The organism is Streptomyces sp. NBC_00425, from assembly GCF_036030735.1.
GTDB lineage: Bacteria > Actinomycetota > Actinomycetes > Streptomycetales > Streptomycetaceae > Streptomyces.
Window position 1 is genome coordinate 3,262,883 of sequence record NZ_CP107928.1, and the last position, 23,514, is coordinate 3,286,396.

At 72.3% G+C, this 23,514-nt stretch carries 15 protein-coding genes and 1 pseudogene; 3 read left to right on the plus strand and 13 right to left on the minus strand.

Annotation, left to right across the window (positions count from 1 at the left end):
• Positions 1-42 precede the first annotated feature (42 nt).
• From OHS82_RS13620 to OHS82_RS13635, 4 genes and pseudogenes are all read right to left on the minus strand, one after another.
• Complete coding sequence (locus tag OHS82_RS13620; protein WP_003973401.1) at positions 43-282, minus strand: RNA-binding protein; 240 nt, start codon at positions 280-282, stop codon at positions 43-45.
• Between the two features lie 5 nt (positions 283-287).
• Entirely contained in the window at positions 288-710 is a 423-nt protein-coding gene (gene rpsP / locus OHS82_RS13625; RefSeq protein WP_057580520.1) for a 30S ribosomal protein S16, read from the minus strand.
• 426 nt (positions 711-1,136) lie between these two features.
• The gene (locus OHS82_RS13630) at positions 1,137-1,733 is read right to left on the minus strand and encodes a hypothetical protein (protein WP_057580519.1); all 597 of its coding nucleotides are present in this window, start codon (positions 1,731-1,733) and stop codon (positions 1,137-1,139) included.
• Positions 1,734-1,994: 261 nt separating this feature from the next.
• Positions 1,995-2,999, minus strand: a pseudogene (locus OHS82_RS13635) (His/Gly/Thr/Pro-type tRNA ligase C-terminal domain-containing protein); the annotation flags it as partial.
• 250 nt (positions 3,000-3,249) lie between these two features.
• Between OHS82_RS13635 and OHS82_RS13640 the strand changes: the two are divergent.
• Positions 3,250-4,110 (plus strand): SAM-dependent methyltransferase, encoded by an 861-nt coding sequence (locus tag OHS82_RS13640; protein ID WP_079041370.1) that lies wholly within the window; start codon positions 3,250-3,252, stop codon positions 4,108-4,110.
• Positions 4,111-4,315: 205 nt separating this feature from the next.
• Here OHS82_RS13640 and ftsH read toward each other — a convergent pair whose 3' ends face one another.
• From ftsH to nsdA, 6 genes are all read right to left on the minus strand, one after another.
• Complete coding sequence (gene ftsH, locus OHS82_RS13645) at positions 4,316-6,256, minus strand: ATP-dependent zinc metalloprotease FtsH (protein WP_057580516.1); 1,941 nt, start codon at positions 6,254-6,256, stop codon at positions 4,316-4,318.
• A 107-nt stretch (positions 6,257-6,363) separates the two neighbouring features.
• A complete protein-coding gene (gene ffh, locus OHS82_RS13650) occupies positions 6,364-7,914 on the minus strand; it encodes a signal recognition particle protein (protein WP_057580515.1) in 1,551 nt (516 codons plus the stop codon).
• A gap of 122 nt (positions 7,915-8,036) precedes the next feature.
• Complete coding sequence (locus tag OHS82_RS13655; protein WP_328433925.1) at positions 8,037-10,493, minus strand: [protein-PII] uridylyltransferase; 2,457 nt, start codon at positions 10,491-10,493, stop codon at positions 8,037-8,039.
• 26 nt (positions 10,494-10,519) lie between these two features.
• Positions 10,520-10,858, minus strand: a complete 339-nt coding sequence (locus OHS82_RS13660) for a P-II family nitrogen regulator (protein WP_003997576.1) — start codon at positions 10,856-10,858, stop codon at positions 10,520-10,522.
• Complete coding sequence (locus tag OHS82_RS13665) at positions 10,855-12,198, minus strand: ammonium transporter (RefSeq protein WP_057580513.1); 1,344 nt, start codon at positions 12,196-12,198, stop codon at positions 10,855-10,857. The genes OHS82_RS13660 and OHS82_RS13665 overlap by 4 nt, the downstream gene beginning before the upstream one ends.
• 359 nt (positions 12,199-12,557) lie before the next feature.
• Complete coding sequence (gene nsdA, locus OHS82_RS13670; RefSeq protein WP_328433926.1) at positions 12,558-14,042, minus strand: transcriptional repressor NsdA; 1,485 nt, start codon at positions 14,040-14,042, stop codon at positions 12,558-12,560.
• 447 nt (positions 14,043-14,489) lie between these two features.
• On the opposite strand from nsdA, the gene OHS82_RS13675 reads away from it, so the two are divergent.
• Entirely contained in the window at positions 14,490-15,179 is a 690-nt protein-coding gene (locus OHS82_RS13675) for a bifunctional DNA primase/polymerase (protein WP_057580511.1), read from the plus strand.
• A 277-nt stretch (positions 15,180-15,456) separates the two neighbouring features.
• On the opposite strand, the gene ftsY is transcribed toward OHS82_RS13675, so the two are convergent.
• Positions 15,457-16,671: a signal recognition particle-docking protein FtsY gene (ftsY, locus tag OHS82_RS13680; RefSeq protein WP_057580510.1), complete on the minus strand. Its 1,215-nt coding sequence runs from the start codon at positions 16,669-16,671 to the stop codon at positions 15,457-15,459.
• Between the two features lie 207 nt (positions 16,672-16,878).
• Here ftsY and OHS82_RS13685 point away from each other — a divergent pair, with 207 nt between their 5' ends.
• On the plus strand, positions 16,879-17,850 hold the full coding sequence (locus OHS82_RS13685) for an LLM class flavin-dependent oxidoreductase (protein WP_057580509.1): 972 nt from the start codon (positions 16,879-16,881) through the stop codon (positions 17,848-17,850).
• Positions 17,851-17,950: 100 nt separating this feature from the next.
• Here the strand turns inward: OHS82_RS13685 and OHS82_RS13690 are convergent, their stop codons facing one another.
• Both OHS82_RS13690 and OHS82_RS13695 read right to left on the minus strand, forming a co-directional pair.
• Positions 17,951-19,369 (minus strand): sugar porter family MFS transporter, encoded by a 1,419-nt coding sequence (locus tag OHS82_RS13690; protein WP_328433927.1) that lies wholly within the window; start codon positions 19,367-19,369, stop codon positions 17,951-17,953.
• A gap of 217 nt (positions 19,370-19,586) precedes the next feature.
• Positions 19,587-23,330 (minus strand): AAA family ATPase, encoded by a 3,744-nt coding sequence (locus tag OHS82_RS13695; RefSeq protein WP_328433928.1) that lies wholly within the window; start codon positions 23,328-23,330, stop codon positions 19,587-19,589.
• Positions 23,331-23,514: the final 184 nt, after the last annotated feature.

The following is a 23,514-nucleotide window of genomic DNA, read 5'->3' on the forward strand; positions in this document are numbered from 1 at the left end:
CCAGTGGCCTTCCCCGGCCCGAGCCGGTGGTGCTCAAACGCGTCAGCGGACGTGATCCACGTCGACGAGGTCGACACGGACGCCCCGGCCGCCGATGGCGCCCACGACGGTGCGCAGAGCGCGTGCGGTGCGGCCGTTGCGGCCGATCACCTTCCCGAGGTCGTCCGGGTGGACACGGACCTCGAGCACCCGCCCGCGGCGCAGGTTGCGCGAGGCGACCTGCACATCGTCGGGGTTGTCGACGATGCCCTTCACGAGGTGCTCAAGCGCCTCTTCGAGCATGCTGCTCAGGCCTCGGTCGACTCAGAGGACTCGGCGGCAGCCTCGTCCTTCTTCTCGGCCTTCTTCTTCTGGGTGATGGCCTCACCCTTGCCCGAGTCGTCGCCACCGAGGGCCTCGAACGACGGGCGGGCCTTCTTCGGCTCGGCGACGAGCAGCGGAGCCGGGGCGGGCTCGCCCTTGAACTTCTGCCAGTCGCCGGTCTTCTTCAGGATGGCGAGGACGGGCTCGGTCGGCTGCGCGCCGACACCCAGCCAGTAGGCGACGCGGTCGGCGTCCACCTCCATGACGGACGGGTGGTACGTCGGCTGGTACTTGCCGATCTCCTCGATCGCACGGCCGTCACGACGGGTGCGGGAGTCGGCGACGACGATGCGGTAGTGAGGCGAACGGATCTTGCCCAGACGCTTCAGCTTGATCTTGACTGCCACGGAAGTGGTGTCTCCTGGTCTTGACGTGGTTGGGCACGGCGAGATGGCCGCGTGGGGTTGCGGTACCCGAGTGCCCGATGGACGCGTCAGCCGGAGGAGAGAGGGGTCCTGTGCGACTGTCGAGTACAGCTGACCATTGTGCCATACCCGGCGGGTCGCCTCGGCCGAGGGTCGGCGGCGCCCGGGCACGGCTGAGCGGCACCCGGCGCGGGCGCGTCGGACGCGCGGCCCGGCGCAGCGGGGCGCCGGGCCGCGTCCGGCAGCGGCCCCTGAAGGTCCCCCGGGCCCGTGGGGCGCCGGGGGAGGCACTGCTGAACGCGGCGGACGGGCGCCCCGCCCGCGTCGTGGACCGGCAGCCACGAGATGCCGGTACCGGACCGCCCTCGGCCGGAGCCAGGGCCGGTCGTCTGGAACAGGGCCCGACGCCTAGGCCGCGCCGACGATCTCCGGGATCCGGAACGGCTTGCCGCAGCCCCCGCACACGATCGGCGCCTGGGCCAGGACCGACGGCACGACCCGGACGTTGCGCCCGCAGTCGCAGACGGCCTTGACGCGGACGCCTCCGCCGGAGGAGCCGTGCCGGGCGGCCGGGCCCCGGAAGGTGCGGGCGGTGTCGGCGGAGGTGGCCGCCGTGTGCGCCTTGAGGGCCCGCTGCAGGCGCTCGATCGTCGGGCGGTAGCGGCGCTTGGCCTCGGGGTTGAGCGTGACCAGCGAGAAGCCGCTGCTGGGGTGCGGTTCCTCGGGGTGGTCCAGCCCCATCTCCTCGGCGATCGCGAGGAATCTGCGGTTGTGGTAGCGGCCGGCACGGGAGGTGTCGCGCACGCCGCGGGCGGCGGCGATGCCATGGACTGCCTCATGAAGCAGTCGCTCGAAGGAGAGCTCGTGACCGCAGGCGGACGACGACTCCCCGATCAGGGACTCTGGCGCGGCGAGATCCGGCAGCTCGGGGTGGTACCGCTGAATGTCGGCCCACGCCTCTGCCAGCTCTGCGGCGAGAACTGGTGGTGTCTGTGTCGTGCTCACGTAATGACAACGAGCGGGGGTGCCCCAGTGTTCCTATTCCGGGGCATCCCAAATAATTTGCACGTACCCGTCAGTCGGCACTGATGCGTCCGGACGAGGGCGGGTGCGCTGATCTGCGGAGAAGCCTCACAGCTCGTACCAAGCTGGTGCGTAGTCCCCGGTACGACCCGGCGCGTAGACCATGTCCGCACGCCGGGGCGCGGAGGTCTTCCGGGGGCGCAAGGGGCGTTTCGGCCGCTCTCGCGCGCGGAGGGCGCCGCCTCAGTAAGCGCGTGCCACGACCGCGACGTTACCGGGGGCGTCCTCGTCGTCCGGCACCGACCCGTCCTCGGCGACGAGACACCGTACGGTCAGCGACTGCTGCTCGGCCAGTCCGGCCTCGCCTTCTGCGCCGAGGGCCGCCCACGGCAGGCGCGCCCAGCCGCCGGCGCCGACCGCCTCGACGGCTTCCCCGACCGTCGCCACGTCGGCCGTCCGCGACTCGCGGCGCTCGCGCGACTGCCGCAGCAGCAGCGCCTGGTCCTCCTCGAGGACGGCGGGCAGCAGATCGGCGAGCGCGTCGACCGCCACCGGCTCCTTGCCTCCCGCGATGCGGCGGACCAGCATCGCCGTGCCGCCGGCCAGGTCGCGGGGCCCGATCTCGACGCGCACCGGCACGCCCTTGAGCTCCCAGTCGACCGCGCGCCGGCCGAACGGGACGTCGGTGCGGTCGTCGACCCGGACGCGCAGTCCCGCCGCCGTCAGCCGGTCGCCGAGCTCGCGGACCTTGGCCAGAACCGCCTCGTCGTCCTTGACCGCCAGGACGACGACCTGGATCTGCGCCAGCCGCGGCGGCACCCGCAGCCCGTCGTCGTCGCCGTGGGTCATCACCAGGGCGCCGATCATGCGGGTGGTCGAACCCCAGGAGGTCTGCCAGACCAGCTCCCGCGTGCCGTCCCTGGACAGGTACCGGGTGTCGAAGGCCTTGGCGAAGTTCTGGCCCAGCTCATGGCTGGTGACCATCTGGAGGGCCTTGCCTTCGCCCATCATGCTCTCGAGGGTGAGCGTGTTGACGGCGCCCGCGAAACGCTCCTTCGCCGTCTTGCGGCCGGCGACGAAGTCGATCGCCAGCACGTTCTCCAGAAAGTCCCCGTAGACCTCGTGGTGGATGCGCGCGGCGAAGTCACGGGCCTCCTCGTACGTGGCGTGCGCGGTGTGGCCCTCCTGCCAGAGGAACTCGGACGTGCGCAGGAACAGACGGGGGCGCAGCTCCCAACGGACCACATCCAGCGAGGGAAGTCCTCCGCCCGCGGGGTGAGAACGGGTGCCTTGGCCATGGCGCGATGGTACGGGTCCACGTTGCCGGAATGTGAATTCTCGCCACGGGCACATGCCGTCCTCAAGCAGGGCTCCGCAACCCCTGGACGCGGCCGCGGACGGGGAGTTACCTGGCATACAGGGGCGGTGCCTGAGCACTGCACGGGGGCCCACTGATCGGGTACAGCAGCAGACTCTCGGCGGATTGGGGCGCTTTTCCATGACACCTGTGCTCGTGCGACAGCACCTGCCTCACGCGGGGCCGGCGCCCCGCGCGGATCTGGGTGCACGCGCGCGTGACTGGTCCGAGATCCAGGAACGGATGCTGGTTCCGCTCTACGAGGCCGTCTACGAGCGGCTGGACGTGGGGCCGGGCACCCGGCTCCTCTCCCTCGGCTCCGGCTCCGGGCTCGCCCTCGTGATGGCGGCCTCCAGAGGCGCGGCCCTCACCGGCGTCGAGTCCTCCTCCCCGGCACGGCTGGCCCTTGCGCGTGAGCGGCTGCTCGTGCGGGAGAGCTGGGGGGCACACGCGCGTGCGGACATCCGGCTCACCGACCGGCTGCCCACGGACCGGGCGGGGGCGCAGGCGCCCCCGTACACCCTGGTCACGGCCTTCGAGCCGATCGGACGCGTGGCCGGCGACACGGAGGAACTGGCCGGGCTGCTGGCGGCGGCGACGCCGCTCGCCCGGCGCGGCGCACCCGTGGTGCTCGTCGGCTGGGGTCCGCCCGAGCGCTGCGCCACCACGGCGGTGCTCCGGGTCGCGGCGAAGGCGGCGGAACAGGACCGCGGCACGGTCCGGCTGCGCCCCGCGCTCCGCGACGACCTCGAGGACGTCGCCCGGCGGGCCGGGCTGCGGCCGGACGGATCGGGCCGGGTGGCCTGTCCGTTCGGGTACGCCGACGTGGACAGCGCCCTCAAGGGGCTGCTCTCCACGGGTCTGTTCGACGCGGCGGTCGCGGCGACCGACCAGGCGCAGGTCGAGAAGGAGACGGCGGAAGCGCTCCACCCGTACCGACGGCCGGACGGCACGGTCTGGATGCCGAACGTGTTCCGGTACCTGATCGCACGGACCCCGTGAGCGCACGCCCCCTTCGCCGGAGGCCGTGCGGTCCACCAGACCGCTTCCCGGTCCGGGTCCACCTCCCGGCCCGGCTCGACCTCCCGGCCCGGCTCGACCTCCCGGCCGACCCGCCCTCCGTCCCGGGACCAGCCTGCGTCCGGGTGCGGTCCATGGTCGGGAGAACGGCCCGTGGCCGGGCCCGGGGGTGTGGCCGGGTCCGGGTCTAGGCGTCCTTCTTGGTGAGCCGGGTGATGCCGGCGATGCGGTACGCGTCCGTCTCCTCGAGCGTCTCGTGTTCCAGCAGCGCCAGGGCGAGGGCGTCCAACTGTCCGCGGTGGTCGCGGAGTTTGCGGCAGGCCTCCTCGTAGCACTCGTCGACGATGCGGCGCATCTCGTGGTCGATGACGTCGAGGGTGGCCGGGGCGGCGGCGAGGCCGTAGGCCTGCTGGGCGTCGTTGGGGAGGGCGGAGAGGCGGCCCACCCGTTCACTCATGCCCCACCGCGCGACCATCCCGCGCGCGATGTTGGTGACCTGCTCCAGGTCGTTCTCGGCGCCGGTCGTGACGACGCCGTAGACGAGCTGTTCGGCCGCCATGCCGCCGAGGGCGCCGATGATCCGGCCGCGCAGATACTCCTCGGACAGCGCGTACCGCTCCACCTCCGGGGTCGACAGGGTCACGCCGAGCGCACGGCCGCGCGGCACGATGGTGACCTTGCGGACCGGGTCGGCGCCGGGCTGCAGCATGCCGAGGAGGGCGTGCCCGCTCTCGTGGAACGCGGTGCGCCGGCGGTCCTCCTCGGGCATGATCAGTGTGCGCTCGGCCCCGAGCTGCACCTTCTCCAGCGCCTCGGACAGGTCGGACTGCGTCACCTGTTCCTGCGCGCGCTTCACGGCGAGCAGCGCGGCCTCGTTGGCGAGATTGGCGAGATCCGCTCCCGTCATGCCGGGAGTGGTCCGCGCCATCCAGGCCAGGTCCACGTCCGGTGCGAGCGGGATCTCGCGGGTGTGGATGGCGAGGATCGCCTCGCGGCCGGCGCGGTCCGGCGGGGAGACGCTGACCACCCGGTCGAAGCGGCCCGGCCGGGTCAGCGCCGGGTCCAGGATGTCGGCGCGGTTGGTCGCCGCGATGACGATGACGCCCTCGGCCCCCGAGAAGCCGTCCATCTCGGTGAGGATCTGGTTCAGCGTCTGCTCGCGCTCGTCGTGCCCGCCGACCGAGGCGCCGCCGCTGCGGATCCGCCCGATGGTGTCGATCTCGTCGATGAAGATGATCGAGGGCGCCACCTTGCGGGCCTCGGCGAACAGTTCACGGACGCGGGACGCGCCGACGCCCACGATCATCTCGATGAACTCGGAGGCCGAGGCGGAGAAGAACGGCACGCCGGCCTCGCCCGCCACCGCGCGCGCCAGCAGGGTCTTGCCGGTGCCCGGCGATCCGGCGAGGAGCACGCCACGGGGCATCTTCGCGCCCATACGGCGGTAGATCTCGGGGTGTTCGAGGAAGTCGACGACGTCGTCCAGCTCGCCCTTGACCTCGTCGATGCCGGCCACGTCGGCGAACGTGGTGCGCCGGCCGTCGGGCCGCAGGCCCACCGGTCTGGGCGGCGTCTTGCGCCCGAGCAGGCCGCCCGCGCCGCCTCCCGGACCGCCGCCGAAGCGCCGGGCGAAGAAGATCCACACGGCGACCAGAAGCACGATCGGCACCAGCGACAGGAGCAGGTTGGCCAGCAGACTGCGCTGCTGCACGACGGGCCGGGCCGTCACCGTGACGTCCTGACGGTCCAGGCTCTGCCAGAGGTCGTCGTCCGCGAAGGCCGGGCGCTGGGTCGTGAACTTGGTGTACTGGCCGCCGCCGTCGGGGTCGTCGCGGGCCTTCTTGAGCTGGCCCTGGATGGCGTCGCCCTTGGAGTAGATCTTGTCGACGTTGCCCGCGTCGACCTGCCTGCTGAACTCCGTGTAGGAGATCGTCGGCTCGTCTCCCCCGCCGAGGTAGTTCAGTCCGACGTACACCAGCAGGAAGACGATCACCGCGGTGACGGCCAGCCCCCACCAGCGGCCGCGCGCCCGCCTGCCGTCCGGGGGGCGTCGTCCGTCGTCGTCCGGGGTGCCCTCGGTGCGCCAGGGCTGGTCGGGGGCCTTGCGCTCCGGAGCGGCGTTGCTCATATCTGGACGCTACGACAGAGCGCCGGGCACGGCATGCGCTGAGGGTCGCACCGAAACGCGCCAGGGCGCCCTCCGGCACGGGAGGACGCCCTCGGCGGCTGACGGAATCAGCCCATGAACTTCTTGAACTCGTCCGGCAGCTCGAAGTCCTGGGCGCCCTGCTGCGGCAGCCCGAGCGCGTTACCGCCCTGGGCCTGGGCCTCGCGGCGCTGGGCCGCCTCAAGCTCCTGCTGCTTGCGCTTCATCGGGTTGCCGGAGCGCTGCTTGCCCTTGGCCTGCTTCGGCTGCTTCTTCTGCCGGCCGGCGCCGCCGCCCATGCCCGGCATCCCGGGCATACCGGGCATGCCGCCGCCCTGGGCCATCCGGGACATCATCTTGCGCGCCTCGAAGAACCGCTCGACCAGCCCCTTCACGGCGCTGACCTCGACGCCGGAACCCTTGGCGATACGGGCGCGGCGCGAGCCGTTGATGATCGTCGGGTCCTGGCGCTCGCCCGGCGTCATCGACTTGATGATCGCGGCGGTGCGGTCGACGTCGCGCTCGTCGAGGTTGGCGATCTGGTCCTTGATCTGGCCCATGCCGGGCAGCATGCCGAGCAGCTTGGAGATGCTGCCCATCTTCCTGACCTGCTCCATCTGGGCCAGGAAGTCGTCCAGGGTGAAGTCCTGGCCCTTCTTGGACGCCAGCTTGGAGGCCATCTTCTCGGCCTCTTCCTGACTGAACGTCTTCTCCGCCTGCTCGATCAGGGTGAGCAGGTCACCCATGTCGAGGATGCGGGAGGCCATCCGGTCGGGGTGGAACGCGTCGAACTCGTCGAGCTTCTCGCCGTTGGAGGCGAACATGATCGGCTTGCCGGTCACCGAGGCGATGGACAGGGCCGCACCGCCGCGGGCGTCGCCGTCGAGCTTGGACAGCACGACGCCGTCGAAGCCGACGCCGTCCCGGAAGGCCTCGGCGGTGTTGACCGCGTCCTGGCCGATCATCGCGTCGACGACGAAGAGGATCTCGTCGGGCGAGACGGCGTCGCGGATGTCCGCGGCCTGCTGCATCAGCTCGGCGTCGATGCCGAGACGGCCCGCGGTGTCGACGACCACGATGTCGTGGACCTTGGCCTTCGCGAACTCGATGGAGTCCTTGGCGACCTGGACCGGGTCGCCCACCCCGTTGCCGGGCTGCGGGGCGTAGACGGCCACGCCGGCGCGCTCGGCGACGACGCTGAGCTGGTTGACGGCGTTGGGGCGTTGGAGGTCGCAGGCGACGAGCAGCGGCGAGTGGCCCTGTTCCTTCAGCCAGCGGCCGAGCTTGCCCGCGAGAGTGGTCTTGCCGGCGCCCTGGAGGCCGGCCAGCATGATCACCGTGGGCGGCTGCTTGGCGAAGCGCAGGCGGCGGGTCTCACCGCCGAGGATCGTGACGAGCTCGTCGTTGACGATCTTCAGGACCTGCTGGGCGGGGTTCAGGGCCTTGGAGACCTCGGCGCCGAGGGCGCGCTCCTTGACGTTCTTGATGAACGTGCGGACGACCGGCAGGGCCACGTCCGCCTCGAGGAGGGCGATGCGGATCTCGCGCGCCGTGGCGTCGATGTCCGCTTCGCTCAGGCGCCCCTTGCCGCGCAAGTTCTTGAAGGTCGCTGAGAGGCGATCGGAGAGAGTATCGAACACGGCGGCGTCGGTCCTCGGTGTCGGGGGCGGTCTGAGCGTCTTCCAGAGTATCGGGCCGCGCAAGACATTCGTCCCCGCCTGCTGTATTCAGCGGGCGGGGACGGGCCGCGCGGCGCGTGCGATCACGCCCGCAGCGTCTCCTCCAGCTTCCGGGCGGCGGCGACGGCCTCGTCGCCCGGCAGGGGCGTGCCGTCCGTTCCGGTGACGTAGAAGGCGTCCACGGCGTTCGCGCCGAGGGTGGAGACGTGCATGCTGCGCACCCGCAGGCCCTCGTCCTCCAGCGCCCGGCCGATGCGGAACAGCAGCCCCGGCGCGTCCTGGGCGCGCACCTCGATGACGGTGGCGTGCCGGGAGGCCGCGGAGGCCACCGCCACGCGCGGCGGCGGGGCGACCACGCCCCGGCGGCGCGGGTAGGCGGCGTCGCGTTCCGCGAGCCGTCCGGCGATGTCCAGCGAGCCGTCGAGGGCGCGCACGAGGTCGGCGCGCAGCCGGGCCGCCTGGGGCAGCGAGCCGTACTCGGCGGCGACCCGCCAGTTCAGCAGCAGGACCGAGCCGTCGACGCCGTCCGGGAGGTCGTGGGCGCGCAGCTCGGCGGTGCGTACGGTCAGCCGGTGCACGGCGAGGACGCCGGCCACCGCCGGCAGCACGCCCTCCTGGTCGGGCACGGCGATGAGCAGCTCCACGCCGAGCGGCTCGGGGTCGCCGGCCGGCTGCTCCCCCGCGGTCTCGGCGGGCGTCTCGGTCTGCGCGCGCAGCGCCAGCACCGGGCTGCCGGTGGCGACCGCCTCGATGGCGAGGCGTTCCTGCTCGGCGGTGGGCGCGGTGTCGTCCGGCTCCTCCGGCTCGTTGCCGGCGAGCACCGCCGCGACCCGCTTGACGAGGTCCGCCACGAGCGAACCCCGCCAGGACGACCAGGCGGCGGGCCCGGTGGCCAGCGCGTCCGCCTCGGTGAGGGCGTGCAGCAGCTCCAGCGTGCCCTGCGAGCCGACGGCGTCGGCGACCGCGCGCACGGTGGCCGGATCCTCCAGGTCGCGCCGGGTGGCGGTGTCGACGAGCAGGAGGTGGTGGCGGACGAGGGCGGCGAGCACGTTCACGTCGGCGCGGTCGAAGCCGATGCGGGCGGCCACGTCCTTGGCGATGATCTCGCCGGCCACCGAGTGGTCGCCGGGCCAGCCCTTGCCGATGTCGTGCAGCAGCGCGGCGACCAGCAGGAGGTCGGGCCGGTGGACGCGGCGGGTGAACTCGGAGGCGCGCACGGCGGTCTCGATGAGGTGCCGGTCGACGGTCCAGATGTGCACGGCGTTGCGCTGCGGCCGGCACCGGACCCGCTCCCAGTCGGGCAGCAGCTGCGTGATCAGCCCCTCGGCCTCCAGCGCCTCCCAGACCTCGACGGTCGGCTGACCGGAGCCGAGCAGGGTGACCAGCTGCTCGCGGGCCTCGGCGGGCCACGGCGTGGGCAGCGGGCGCACGGTGGCGGCGAGGCGCCGGACGGCGTGCAGGGACAGCGGCAGGCCGGCCTGCGCGGCGGCGGCCGCGGCGCGCAGCGGGAGCACGGGGTCGCGTTCGGGGCGCGCGGCGCGGGCGAGCACCACCTCGCCGTCCTGTTCCACGACCCCTTCGGCCAGCGGAGACCGCTCGGGTGCGGGCTTGCCGCCCCCCAGCATCGCGCGCAGCCGGGGCCGCACGGCGCGCGACCGCAGAACGCGTCCGACCTCGCGCCAGGTGACGTCGCTCGCGTACGAGATGACGCGGGCCGCCTCGTACACCTGCCGCAGCAGGGTGTCGGCGTCCAGCAGGTCCAGCTCGGCGGCCACCTGGTCCTGCTCCTGCAGCGCGAGGCGGTCGGTGGCGCGACCGGTGGCGAGGTGCAGGGCGTCGCGTACGTCGAGGAGCCGGCGGCGGGCGTCGGCGAGGCCCTCGCGGGGGGCGTCGGCCAGCCAGGAGGCGGCGACGGCGCGCAGCGCGGTGGCGTCCCGCAGTCCGCCGCGCGCCTCCTTCAGGTCGGGTTCCAGCAGGTACTGCAGCTCGCCCTGGCGTTCGGCGCGCTCGGCGCACAGTTCCTGGAGTTCGGGCAGGCGCCTGGGGGCCTGGTTGCGCCAGTCGGCGAGGACGGACGTCCGCAGTCCGGCGGTGAGGCCGAGGTCGCCGGCGAGGTGGCGGGCGTCCAGCAGGCCGAGCTGGACCTTGAGGTCCTCGCCGGCGGTCTTGCGGGCCTCCGCCGGGGTGCGGACCGAGTGGTCGAGGGCCAGGCCGAGGTCCCAGACGGGGTACCAGAGACGGTCGGCGAGGGCTGCGACGGTCTTGCCGTCCGCGCCGTCGTGCAGCAGCAGGAGGTCGAGGTCGCTGCGCGGGGAGAGCTCGCCCCGGCCGTAGCCGCCGACGGCGACCAGGGACACGCCCTTCAGTTCCTCGGCGCCGGCCGTGAAGAGCCCGGTGAGCCAGTCGTCGGTCAGTTCGGCGAGGGCCGCACGGCGCGGCGGCCCGGACTGCGCCTCCTCGGTGAGGAGGCGCAGCCGGGCCGCCGCGTAGCCGCTGGGTCCCGAGTCCTCTGCATCCATGCGCACGTCCGTACTCGTCACCCAGCGACTCCTGTTCTCTTCTGCCGTCAGAGCGCGTCCGGGCCGCGCTCGCCGGTGCGGACCCGTACGGCCGTCTCGACCGGGAGGGACCAGACCTTGCCGTCACCGATCTTGCCGGTGCGGGCGGCCTTGACGATGACGTCGATCAGCTGCTCGGCGTCGTCGTCCTCCGCCAGCACCTCGATGCGGATCTTGGGGACCAGGTCCACCGTGTACTCGGCGCCGCGGTAGACCTCGGTGTGTCCCCGCTGACGACCGTAGCCGCTGGCCTCGGTGACCGTCAGTCCGTGCACGCCGAAGGCCTGCAGGGCTTCCTTGATCTCGTCGAGCCGGTGGGGCTTCACGACGGCGGTGATGAGCTTCATGCGTCCACCTTCTTGCTCGCCCCGGCGACGGCGGTCGGGAGGGCGGTCGTGCGGGCGGCGCCACCGCCGGCCCCGCTGAAGTCGTATGCGGTCTCGGCGTGCTCGGCCTGGTCGATGCCGGCGATCTCGTCGTCCTCGGAGACCCGCATGCCGATGGTCTTGTCGAGGAGGAAGGCGAGGATCGCGGAGACGACCAGCGAGTAGGCGAGGACCGCGAAGACTCCGGCGCACTGCTTCCACAGCTGGTCGAAGGAGTGGTCGCCGTAGAAGACGCCGGTCGCGGTGGACTGGCCCTTGCCGGTGGCGAAGAAGCCGATCAGCAGGGAGCCGATGACACCGCCGACGAGGTGGACGCCGACGACGTCGAGCGAGTCGTCGTAACCGAACTTGTACTTCAGGCCGACGGCCATGGCGCAGAGCAGACCGGCGATGGCGCCGACGGCGATCGCACCGAGCGGGGAGACGGCTCCGCCCGAGGGGGTGATGGCGACCAGACCGGCGACCGCGCCGGAGGCGGCGCCCAGCGTGGTGAACGCGCCGTGGCGGATCTTCTCGTAGATGAGCCAGGCCAGCATGGCGGCGGCGGTGGCGACCTGCGTGTTGACGAACATCAGCGCGCCGACGCCGTCGTCGTTGCCGAGCCACGAGCCGGCGTTGAAGCCGAACCAGCCGAACCACAGCAGACCGGCGCCGAGCATGACCAGCGGCAGGCTGTGCGGGCGCATCGGGTCCTTCTTGAACCCGACGCGCTTGCCGATGACGAGGATCACGCCGAGGGCCGCGGCACCGGCGTTGATGTGGACGGCCGTACCGCCGGCGAAGTCGATGACGCCCAGCTCGAAGGCCCAGCCGCCGGCGCCCCAGACCCAGTGCGCGACCGGGAAGTAGACGACCGTGGCCCACAGGGCGACGAACAGCGCCCAGGCGGAGAACTTGACGCGGTCGGCGAGCGCACCGCTGATCAGGGCGGGCGTGATGATCGCGAACATCATCTGGAAGACCATGAACACGAAGATCGGGATGGTGTAGCCGTCCCACAGCTCCGTCAGGCCGATGTTGCTGAGACCGACCCAGTCGGAGTTCCAGCCGATGAGGCTGCCGGAGTCGGTGCCGAAGGCGAGCGAGAAGCCGTACAACACCCACAGGATGGTGACGATCCCGATGCTGATGAAGCTCATCATCAGCATGTTCAGCGTGCTTTTGACCCTGACCATGCCTCCGTAGAAGAAGGCGAGGCCCGGGGTCATGATCAGCACCAGGGCGGAACAGATGAGCATGAAGCCTGTGTTCGCGGAGGACAGCTTGGGTGCCTCCGCGGCAAGCGTGATGGCTGCTGCCATCGGCGTCTCCTCGTCGTAGGTACGGCCCCGTGCGGGCGAAGCCAGAGCGGGTTCGTGAGGGGTGGGCCGGTTATGCGCCATGAGATTCGCGCAGCGCCGTTTCGGTGGAGGCCCCTCGTTGTTTCGCCGCCGTGACGAAGGCGCCGCGTGCGTTACGCCTCGGTGAACTGGCTGATGTTCGACGAGCGGATCGTTATGGTGGCGCAACCTTCACTGAAGGAAGGAAACCGGCCGCGGTCGGCCTTCCGATGACCTGGCATGGGGGAGCCGAGTCGGGCAGTTCGGGAGGACCGGCCGCGGCCGGGGTTCTGGGGTTTCGCCCGGTGGACCGCTGCCGGCGGCCGGTCGGGCGGGGTGGTTCAGACCGCTTCGGCCGTCTCCGGCAGCTCGACGGTGAGCCGCTCGGTCAGGTCCACGACCTCGGAGAGATCCCCGAAATCGCGTACAGCGCTGTCGACCGTCTTTCGGATACGAGTGTTGACGCGCTCGGAGCGCACCTTCTTGGCCTCCTTCATCGCCTGCGTGGCGAGAACCGTGCTCTGCTCCGGCTCGCGCTGCAGCAGGTGGACCGTGGCCATGCCGATCAGGTTCAGCACATAGGAGCGCTGGTGGTCGCCGTCGCCCGCGAACAGTTCGACGGCCCGCCGCATCAGGGGCTCGGCCAGCGAGGCGTAGGCGGGGCTGCGGCCGGCGACGTAGGCCAGGTCGCGGAAGGAGTGGCTGTTCTCGCCGTGCAGCTCGGCCTCGGAGAAGAAGCGGATCCAGTCGGGGTCCGGCTCGTCCCACTCGTCGGTCTCGGCGAAGGTGTCCTCGGCCATCCGGACCGCGCGCTTGCACCGGCCGGGCTGGCCCATGTTGGCGTAGGCGCGGGCCTCCATCGCATACAGCATGGACTGGGTGCGCGGCCCGGCGCAGTCCCGGCTGCCGTACTGGGCGAGGTGGATCAGCTCCAGCGCGTCCTCCGGCCGGCCGAGGTGGATCATCTGACGGCTCATGCTCGACAGCACATAACTGCCGAGCGGCCGGTCGCCGGCCTCCTTCGCCGCGTGCAGGGCCAGGACGAAGTACTTCTGCGCGGTCGGCTGGAGCCCCACGTCGTAGCTCATCCAGCCGGCGAGTTCGGCCAGCTCGGCGGCCACCTTGAAGAGCCTGCGCGAGGTGGACTCGGGCTGGGGCTCCTGGAGCAGGTCGGTCACCTCGTGCAACTGCCCGACGACCGCCTTGCGGCGCAGGCCGCCGCCGCACTGGGCGTCCCACTGCCGGAACATCACGGTGGTGGACTCCAGCAGGTCCAGCTCGGGCCGGGAGAGCCGGCCGCGGGCCCGGCTGGTCGGCACCGACTCCGGCTCCTCGATCAGGGCGGGCGGCGAGGGGACCAGCCAGCGCTGCATCGGCTCGATGAGGGACGGCCCCGCGCACAGGGCCAGCGACGTCCCGAGGAAGCCGCGGCGGGCCAGCATCAGGTCGCTGCGCGAGAACTCGCTGAGCTGGGCCACCGTCTGCGGGGCCGTCCACGGCAGGTCGACGCCGGTCGCGGAGGGCACCTGCCGGACCGCGCGCAGTCCGAGGTCCTCGACGGACACGACGCAGCCGAACCGCTCGGAGAACAGCTCGGAGAGGATCCTGGGGATGGGCTCGCGGGGGTTCTCGCCGTCCAGCCAGCGGCGCACTCGTGAGGTGTCGGTGGAGATGTGATTGGCGCCCAACTGGCGGGCTCGACGGTTCACTTGACGTGCGAGTTCGCCCTTCGACCAGCCGCTGCGCACGAACCACGAGGTGAGCAGCTCGTTCGGGCGCCTGTCCGCGCTCGCAGCGTTGTTCCCGCTTCCGCCGTTGCCGCTCACTGGAACGCCCCCATCCCTGAGACCACTTGTCACTGAGTGCGCCAAGCCTTATCAGAATGCCGGTAAATAGGGCCCGCCGTACGGCACTTGTCACCCTTCGAACGGAAACCCGACTTGCCCCCGGCATACCCACGAGCGCAAGCACCCACAGGACCCGCCTACTCAAAGTAATCCTACGATCACGGTCCCAGCCACGGCGATCCCGGAAACGCCACCATTCGCCACCCCTTCGGATGAACTCCCGGTGACCCGTACGCGATTCACTTGACAGAGAACAGCCAGGGGTGAGCGGAGCGAAGCACTCAGGGGCGCGCGAAGCCCGGCCCACCACCCGCGGCGCTCCCGGGCGCTGCCTGGATGGGGCGGCCCCGGGAAAGCGGAAGCACACAGAGTAACCGTGCTCGACCGCTGCGTAACCAGCGGCGCGTAGGACCCGTTGGAGGGGGCATGGGCTTCACGATCGGCGGCATTCGCGAGATCCGCTCCGGCGCGCGCAGGCGCGGTCGCTCGTCCGAGTGCACCGCCGTCGCCGAGTTCACGGGACTGTGGGGCTGGGACGCGGTGCCCGGCGCACGGGCCGCGGCAGGCGTCTGCTCCTGCGGACACCCCGGGTGCCGCGAACCGGGGGCGCACCCCCTGGAGTTCGCCCCGCGCGTCCCGGCCGGCGCCACCCTCGACGACGTGGGCAGGACCTGGGGCGGGTTCCCCGGCGCCGCGGTGATGTTGCCCGTCGGACGCGCGTTCGACGTGCTCGACGTCGCCGAGTCCGCCGGGCGCCGCGCCCTGGTCCGCCTCGAGCGCATGGGCCTGCCCCTCGGCCCGGTCATCGCCACGCCCGAGGGCCGCACCCAGTTCTTCGTCGCCCCCGGCGCCGCCGCCGAGCTGACGGACCTGCTCTACCGCATGGGCTGGGACGATCCGGCCGCCCTGGACCTGCGCGGCCTCGGACCCGGCACGTTCATCACGGCCCCGCCCTCCGACCGCGGCGGGCTCGGTCCGGTGCGCTGGCTGCGCCCGCCCGCGCTGGACTCGGCGACCCGCCCGCCGGAGGCCCGGCTGCTGCTGGGGACGCTGGCGTACCTGGCGCACCGGTCACGCGCCCAGGGCGCCCGGGAGACCCTCGGCCGCACCGCCTGACGCCGTCCCTACCGCCTGACGCCGTCCCTACCGCCTGGCCTCGGCCGCACCACCGCCTGACGCCGTCCGCGGGGTCGCTCGGCCCCCGCGCGGGACCGCCGCGGACCTGCGCGCCTGGGACGCCAGGGGCCACCGCGGCGACCCTCCCCCGCGGCCGCCGACGACGCACACGACGAAGCGCCCGCTCCGACTGCACCTCGGAGCGGGCGCTTCTTCCGTGCCCCGGCCTGCCTCCCGGCACACCGTCTGCGGTTCGCGGCCCTGCGGTACCGGCCGGTCAGTCCCCGATAAGGGCGTCAACGAAGGCCTCCGGCTCGAACGGCGCGAGGTCGTCCGCCCCCTCGCCGAGTCCCACCAGCTTGACCGGGACGCCCAGCTCGCGCTGGACCGCGACCACGATGCCGCCCTTCGCCGTGCCGTCCAGCTTGGTCAGCACGATGCCGGTGATGTCGACGACCTCGGCGAAGACACGGGCCTGGACGAGCCCGTTCTGCCCGGTGGTGGCGTCGAGCACGAGCAGCACCTCGTCCAGCGGGGCGTGCTTCTCGACGACCCGCTTGACCTTGCCGAGCTCGTCCATCAGGCCGGTCTTGGTGTGGAGGCGGCCGGCGGTGTCGATGAGGACGACGTCGACGCCCATCTCCTTGCCCTCCTTCACCGCGTCGAACGCGACGGAGGCGGGATCGCCGGCCTCGGGACCGCGCACGGTGTGCGCGCCGACCCGCTCGCCCCAGGTCTGGAGCTGGTCGGCGGCGGCCGCGCGGAAGGTGTCGGCGGCGCCCAGGACGACGGTGCGCCCGTCGGCCACGAGCACGCGCGCGAGCTTGCCGGTGGTGGTGGTCTTGCCGGTGCCGTTGACGCCGACGACCATCACGATGCCCGGCTTGCGGTCCTCGGGCTCGGTCTTCACGGTGCGGTCGGCCTCGGTGCCGACCAGCTTGAGCAGCTCCTCGCGCAGCAGCGCGCGCAGCTCCTCCGGGGTGCGGGTGCCGAGCACCTTCACGCGCTCGCGCAGTCGTTCGACCAGCTCCTGGGTGGGGGCCACGCCGACGTCGGCGGTGAGCAGCGTGTCCTCGATCTCCTCCCAGGTGTCCTCGTCGAGGTGCTCGCGCGAGAGCAGCGTGAGGAGCCCCTTGCCCAGGGCGTTCTGCGAGCGGGAGAGGCGGGCGCGCAGACGCACCAGCCGCCCCTCGGTGGGCTCCGGGACCTCGAGCTCGGGAACCTCGAGAGGGGGGACGACGGGGGGTTCCTCGACCGCGGTACCGGTCGGCCTGCCGTCGGGAAGATCAACCTCCTCGATCGTGCGGCGCGGTTCGTCGCGCGGGGTCTCGGCCTCGTCGCCGACGTGCGGTTCGGCCGGAGGGGCGGTGATGTCGGGCGCTGCGGGGGGCGGCGGGGGCAGCGGCTTCTTCCGCCGACTGCCGACGACCAGCCCGCCGAGCACTGCGAGCACGACCACGGCGATGACTACAGCAAGGATGACGGTTTCCATAACGGGTCCAGTATGCGTGACCCCTCCCGGCCGGGGCGGGCGGCGGCCCGGCCGCGCGTCAGGCGGCCCCCGTCCGGCCTCTCCCGGCGGCCGGGCCGGCGGGAACGGGCGGCTTGGGGCCGCGGCTCGCAGTCGGACCGTCCCGGCCCATGGCCATCTGACACCTCGTCAGCTACGGTCCCCCACATCCGCCGAAGGGGGTCCTCCATGCCCGTCACCGTCGTCCGATTCAACCTCGTCGCCCCCGGTGCGACCCCTGCCGAGCTGGGCGTCCGCTACCGGACCGCGCTGGAGATGGCCACGTACGCCGACCGGCACGGGGTCACCCTCGTACAGACCGAGGAGCATCACGGCGTCGAGAACAACTGGCTGCCCTCGCCCTTCGTCTTCGCGGGCGCGGTGCTCGGTGCGACGCGGCGGCTGGCGGTGACCGTCTCGGCCGTCATCGGACCGCTGCACGACCCGCTGCGGCTGGCCGAGGACATCGCGGTGCTGGACCTGCTGAGCGGCGGGCGGCTGGTCACGGTCGCCGGGATCGGCTACCGGCCGGAGGAGTACGCCCGGGCCGGAGTGGACTGGAAGCGGCGGGGGCAGCTCCAGGACGAGCTGCTGGAGACCGTGCTGAAGGCCTGGACCGGCGAGGAGTTCACCTACCGGGGGCGCACGGTACGGGTCACCCCCCGCCCGGCGACCGATCCGCACCCCCTGCTGCTGGTGGGCGGATCCTCGAAGGCCGCCGCCCGCCGGGCCGCCCGGCTCGGGCTGCCGTTCTTCCCCAGCGCCCATCTGCCGGAGCTGGAGGCCTACTACAAGGAGCGGCTGGCGGAGTACGGGACGGAGGGCTGGACGATGATGCCGGGCGCCGAGACGCCCCTGCTGCATGTCGCCGAGGATCCGGACCGGGCGTGGACCGAGTACGGCGAGCGCTTCCTGCACGAGGCGCGGACCTACGCCTCCTGGCAGTCGGGCGGGATCCGCTCGGCGGTGAAGTCGGGGGCGACGACGGTGGCGGAGCTGCGGGAGGAGGGCGTGTACCGGATCCTCACGCCGGACGCGTGCGTGGCGCAGGGGCTCGACAACCTCGTCCTGCATCCGCTGGCGGGCGGGATGCCGGTGGAGGAGGGGTGGCGCAGCCTACGGCTGTTCTGCGAAGACGTGCTGCCCCGGCTCGGCGGGTGAGCCGGGGCAGCACGTCCCACGGGATTCGAGGAGCGGGCAGCGGGGGCGGGCCCGGCTCCTCGAGATCGTGGGCCCTGGCGGCGGAGGCCCTGCCGGAGCCTCAGCCCATTTCCTCCAGCGCCTTGCCCTTCGTCTCCTTGACGTACTTCAGGACGAACGGGATGGAGAGCGCGGCGAAGACCGTGTAGATCACGTAGGTCGCGGAGAGGTTCCAGTCGGCCAGCGACGGGAAGCTCGCGGTGATGGCCCAGTTGGCGATCCACTGCGCGGAGGCGGCCACGCCGAGGGCCGCGGCGCGGAGACGGTTGGGGAACATCTCGCCGAGGAAGACCCAGACGACGACACCCCAGGACAGGGCGAAGAAGAGGACGAACACGTGGGCGGCGATCAGGGCGATCCAGCCCTGGGTGGCCGGCAGCTTGCCGTCGACGAGGTCGAAGGAGAACGCCCAGGCCTCGAACGCGAGGCCGACGACCATGCCGGCGGAACCGATCAGGGCCAGCGGCCTGCGGCCGACGCGGTCCACGAAGATCATCGCGATGACCGTGCCGACGATGTTGATGATCGACGTCGTGAACGAGTAGAAGAACGAGTCGGTCGGGTCGACGCCGACCGACTGCCACAGCGTGGAGGAGTAGTAGAACGCGACGTTGATGCCGACGAACTGCTGGAAGACCGAGAGGCCGATGCCGATCCAGACGATCGGCTTGAAGAAGAAGGAACCGCCGAGCAGGTCCTTGAACGTCGACTTGTGCTCGCTCTTCATCGCGTGCTCGATCTCGGCGACGCGGGCGTCCAGGTCGACGCCTGCGCCTTCGACCTCCTCGAGGATCTCGCGGGCCCGCTCGCGCTTGCCCACGGAGATCAGGAAGCGGGGGGACTCGGGGATGGCGAAGGAGAGCAGGCCGTACAGGACGGCCGGGACCACCATGACGCCGAGCATGACCTGCCAGGCTTCCAGGCCCATGAGCTTGCCGCGCTGGTCGCCGCCCGCGGAGTTGAGCAGTCCCCAGTTGACCAGCTGCGAGATCGCGATGCCGATGACGATCGCGGCCTGCTGGAAGGAGCCGAGCCGGCCGCGGTAGGCGGGCGGGGCGACCTCCGCGATGTAGGCGGGGCCGATGACGGAGGCCATGCCGATGGCGAAGCCGCCGACGACCCGCCAGAAGGCGAAGTCCCACAGCGAGAAGGGCAGCGCCGAGCCGACGGCGCTCACCGTGAACAGCAGGGCGGCGATCTGCATGACCCGGATGCGGCCGATGCGGTCGGCGATGCGGCCGGCGGTCGCTGCGCCGACGGCGCAGCCGATCAGGGCGATCGCGATGACCTGGGCGAGGGCCGCGGAGCCGATGTCGTAGCGGTCCCGGATGGCCTCCACGGCGCCGTTGATCACGGAGCTGTCGTAGCCGAAGAGGAATCCGCCCATCGCGGCCGCCGCCGCGATGAAGACGACGTGCCCGAGATGGTCGGGATGAGCCCTGCCGGCTCCTGACTTCTGCGCCTGCGTCGTGCTGGTCACGTTCAACTCCTCGAGCCGTCGGCAGCGCTGCCGACGGGATCAGCACCTCCAGATACGTGGCATCTGAAGGTAAAAGCAACGGTGCCGAGACTATGCCTTCAAGTTTCGAAGTCAAGAGGGCCCGGCTGTGACTTTTCAGCGCCCACGTGCAGGGATTGTGTTCAACTCTTGAAGCAGAAGCGGTGGGAGCTGGATGACGGGTACCCGCTCCCGCCGGTCAACGCAGGCGCTGGCTGATGACCTTCGACACACCATCGCCCTGCATGGACACGCCGTACAGCGCGTCGGCGACCTCCATCGTGCGCTTCTGGTGCGTGATCACGATCAGCTGCGAGGACTCCTGCAGCTCCTGCATGATGCGGATCAGCCGCTGCAGGTTGGTGTCGTCGAGGGCGGCCTCGACCTCGTCCATGACGTAGAACGGGCTGGGCCGCGCCTTGAAGATCGACACCAGCATGGCCACCGCGGTCAGCGACCGCTCGCCGCCGGAGAGCAGACTGAGCCGCTTGACCTTCTTGCCCGGGGGCCGGGCCTCCACGTCCACGCCCGTGGTGAGCATGTTGTCGGGGTCGGTCAGGATCAGCCGCCCCTCGCCGCCCGGGAACAGCCGACCGAACACGCCCTCGAACTGCCGTGCGGTGTCCCGGAACGCCTCGGTGAAGACCTGCTCGACACGCTCGTCGACCTCCTTCACCACTTGAAGCAGGTCGGTGCGCGTCTTCTTGAGGTCCTCCAGCTGCTCGCTCAGGAACTTGTGCCGCTCCTCCAGCGCGGAGAACTCCTCCAGCGCCAGCGGGTTCACCTTGCCGAGCTGCTGGTAGGCGCGCTCGGCCGACTTCAGCCGCTTCTCCTGCTCGGCGCGCTGGAACGGCCTCGGCCGGTTGCGCGGGTCCTCCGGGTCCTCCGGCAGCACCTCGCCCTCGGCGGGCGGCGAGGGCGGCACGAGCTGATGCGGCCCGTACTCGGAGACGAGCCCCGCGGGCTCCACGCCCAGCTCCTCCAGCGCCCTGGTCTCCAGTTGCTCGATGCGCATCCGCTTCTCGGCGCCGAGCACCTCGCCGCGGTGCACCGAGTCCGTCAGCTTGTCCAGCTCGCCCTTCAGATCGCGCCCGGCGGTGCGGGCGGCGGCCAGTTCCTGCTCCCGCCGCGCCTTGGCCGCGTCGGCGGCGACCCGCTCCGCCTCGGCCCGGCCCACGGAGACCTCGACGTGGGCGAGCAGCTGCCGCGCGCCCGAGGCCACGGCGTCCGCGACGGCCGCCTCGTGCCGCAGCCGCGCCCGCCGCTGCTCGGCACGCGCGCGTGCCTCGCGTTCCGCCCGCGCGGCCCGGTCCAGCGAGTCGGCCCGCCCGGCCAGCCCCTTGACCCGCTCCTCGTGGGTACGGACCTGAAGCCTGGCCTCCATCTCGGTCTGCCGCGCGTTGGCCCCGTCGGCGGCGAGCCGGTCCCGCACGGCGGAGTCGGGCTCCTCCTCGGCCGGCATCTCCTCGGCGACGGCCAGCCGTTCCGCCAGTTCCTCAGCCTCTTCCACGGCCCGGTCGAGCGCCTCCTGCGCCCGCGCCGCGGCCGCCGCGGACCGCTCGGCCTCACCGGCCGCCCCCCGGGCCTGCCCGGCGAGGCGCCCGAGCTGCTGCGCCACGGCCGACTTCTCCCGGTCGGCGGCCCGCCGCCGCTCGCCCACCTCCTCGACGAACGCGGCACACGCGCGGCGACGCTCGCCGGCCGTGCGCTGTGCCTCCGTCAGCTCCGCGCAGCGCACGGCCAGCTCGTCGAGCTCGGCGGCGGCCTCGTCGACAGACGCCTGCACCTCCAGCAGGCTGGGCGCCCCGGCGGACCCGCCGTGCGCGAAGTGCGCGCCCAGCAGATCGCCCTCGGCGGTGACCGCGGTGAGGTCCGGGCGGGCGTAGACCAGCTCCTCGGCGTCCTCCAGGGTGCCCACGACCACGATCCCCCGCAGGAGCCTGCGCACGGCGGGCATGAGCTCGACGGGACCGCGCACCAGATCGGCGGCGTACGGCGGCCCGTCGGCGCGCTGCCCCTCGGGGCGCTGAATGTGGGTGTGCTGAATGTGAGTGTGCTGAATGTCGGCGCGTTGCCCGTCGACGGGTCGGCCGTCCATGAGCCGGTCGTCGACGGGCCGGTCGTCGACGGGCCGGTCGTCGACGGGCCGGTCGTCGATGAGCCGGCCGCCGGTGCGTTCCTCGGGCACATCGCCCTTGTCACCCACGTCGCCCACGTCGCCCGCGTCACCGCCGAGGAGCAGCGCGGCGCGCCCCGCGTCCTGCTTGCGCAGCAGCCGGATGGCCTCGGCAGCCGCTGCGGGCGTCGTCACCGCGATCGCGTCCGCGGCGACGCCGAAGGCCGCGGCGAGCGCGACCTCGTGGCCCGGCGTCACCGTCAGCAGTCCGGCCGCCGGGCCCAGCAGGCCGTGCAGGCGGTCGCGCGCGGCGAGCAGCGCGCCCGTGCCGTCCTTGCGTCGCAGCCCCAGGGCCAGGGCGTCCCGGCGGGCCAGGGTCGCGGCGCGGCTGCGTTCGGCGGCCGTGGTCGCCTCGCGGGCGTCGGCGAGGGCGGACTCCGCCTCGGCGAGCTGGCGCTTGGCGCTCTCGTGCCGTTCGGCGAGCTCGTGGTCGTCCGCGTCGAGGCCGTCGACCTCCGCCTTGAGCGCCTCGTACTCCTCCTGTGCGGCGACGGCCCGCTCCTGGGCCTCGTCGCGGGCGGCCGCGAGGCGGTCGATCTCGGCCTGCGCGGAGGCGGCGCGCGAGCGGGCGGCGTTGACCTGGCCGTTCAGCCGGGCCAGGCCCTCGCGACGGTCGGCGATGGCGCGGGCGACGTCCTTCAGCCGCCGTTCCTCGACGGCCAGTTCCCGTTCCAGGTCCGCGCGGTGGGCGACGGTGTCGTCGAGTGCGTGCTGGGCCGCTTCGAGGGCGGCCTCCAGTTCGGCCTCCTGCTCGCGGATCCGGGCCGCCTCCCGTTCCATGTCCTCGGGGTCGCGGCCGTGCCGCTCCTCGGGGGGCGCGGAGGTGGCGCTCTTCACCCGGGCGTCGGCGAGCGAGACGGTGCCCCGGACGCGTTCGGCGAGCTGGGACAGCTCGTACCAGGTCTGCTGGGCCCGCTGGAGACGCGGAGTGAGCTGCCGGACCACGTCCTCCAGGAGGGCCTCGCGCTGGAGGGCCTTCCTCAGCTCCTGCTCGGCCGCCTCCTTGCGCTCCTTGAGGGCGGCCTCGTCGGCGACCTCCGTCTGCAGGGCCTCCCGCAGCCGTACCAGGTCGTCGGCGAGCAGGCGCAGCCTGGCGTCACGCAGATCGGCCTGGATGACGGCGGCGCGGCGGGCCACGGCGGCCTGCCTGCCGAGGGGTTTGAGCTGACGCCGGAGTTCGTCGGTGAGGTCCTGCACACGCGCGAGGTTGGCCTGCATCGCGTCCAGCTTGCGGAGCGCCTTCTCCTTGCGCTTGCGGTGCTTGAGGACGCCCGCGGCCTCCTCGATGAAGGCGCGGCGGCCCATGGGGTCGGCGTGCAGGACGGAGTCGAGCTGGCCCTGGCCGACGATGACGTGCATCTCGCGCCCGATGCCGGAGTCGGAGAGCAGGTCCTGGATGTCGAGCAGCCGGCAGGTGTCGCCGTTGATCTGGTACTCGCTGCCGCCGTTGCGGAACATGATCCGCGTGATGGTGACCTCGGCGTACTCGATGGGGAGCGCCCCGTCGGAGTTGTCGATGGTCAGGGACACCTCGGCGCGGCCCAGCGGGGGGCGGCCGGTGGTGCCGGCGAAGATGACGTCCTCCATCTTGCCGCCGCGCAGCGACTTCGCGCCCTGCTCGCCCATGACCCAGCTGAGGGCGTCGACGACGTTGGACTTGCCCGAGCCGTTCGGTCCGACGACGCACGTGATCCCCGGTTCGAACCGGAGCGTGGTCGCGGAAGCGAACGACTTGAACCCCCGGAGGGTCAGGGCCTTGAGGTGCACGGCGCTGGACTCTACCTTCCGGCGGTGTCTCACTCCATGAACCCGCGGTTTCACCCATGAACGCGCAGGGCACACCAAACGTTAAGAGACTGAAAGGGTGCGCGGGGGAACCAATGGCGGGGGCGCGGCCGACGGGGCGGAAGCGGGGGCGCGGAAATGTGCGGAGCAAGAAAGAAGGGACGCC

Coding starts and splice junctions, on each gene's coding strand:
- OHS82_RS13620 (WP_003973401.1), bottom strand. CDS start 282: ATGCTCGAAGAGGCGCTTGAGCACCTCGTGAAGGGCATCGTCGACAAC.
- OHS82_RS13640 (WP_079041370.1), top strand. CDS start 3,250: ATGACACCTGTGCTCGTGCGACAGCACCTGCCTCACGCGGGGCCGGCG.
- ftsH (WP_057580516.1), bottom strand. CDS start 6,256: ATGAGCAACGCCGCTCCGGAGCGCAAGGCCCCCGACCAGCCCTGGCGC.
- OHS82_RS13660 (WP_003997576.1), bottom strand. CDS start 10,858: ATGAAGCTCATCACCGCCGTCGTGAAGCCCCACCGGCTCGACGAGATC.
- OHS82_RS13665 (WP_057580513.1), bottom strand. CDS start 12,198: ATGGCAGCAGCCATCACGCTTGCCGCGGAGGCACCCAAGCTGTCCTCC.
- OHS82_RS13675 (WP_057580511.1), top strand. CDS start 14,490: ATGGGCTTCACGATCGGCGGCATTCGCGAGATCCGCTCCGGCGCGCGC.
- ftsY (WP_057580510.1), bottom strand. CDS start 16,671: ATGGAAACCGTCATCCTTGCTGTAGTCATCGCCGTGGTCGTGCTCGCA.
- OHS82_RS13685 (WP_057580509.1), top strand. CDS start 16,879: ATGCCCGTCACCGTCGTCCGATTCAACCTCGTCGCCCCCGGTGCGACC.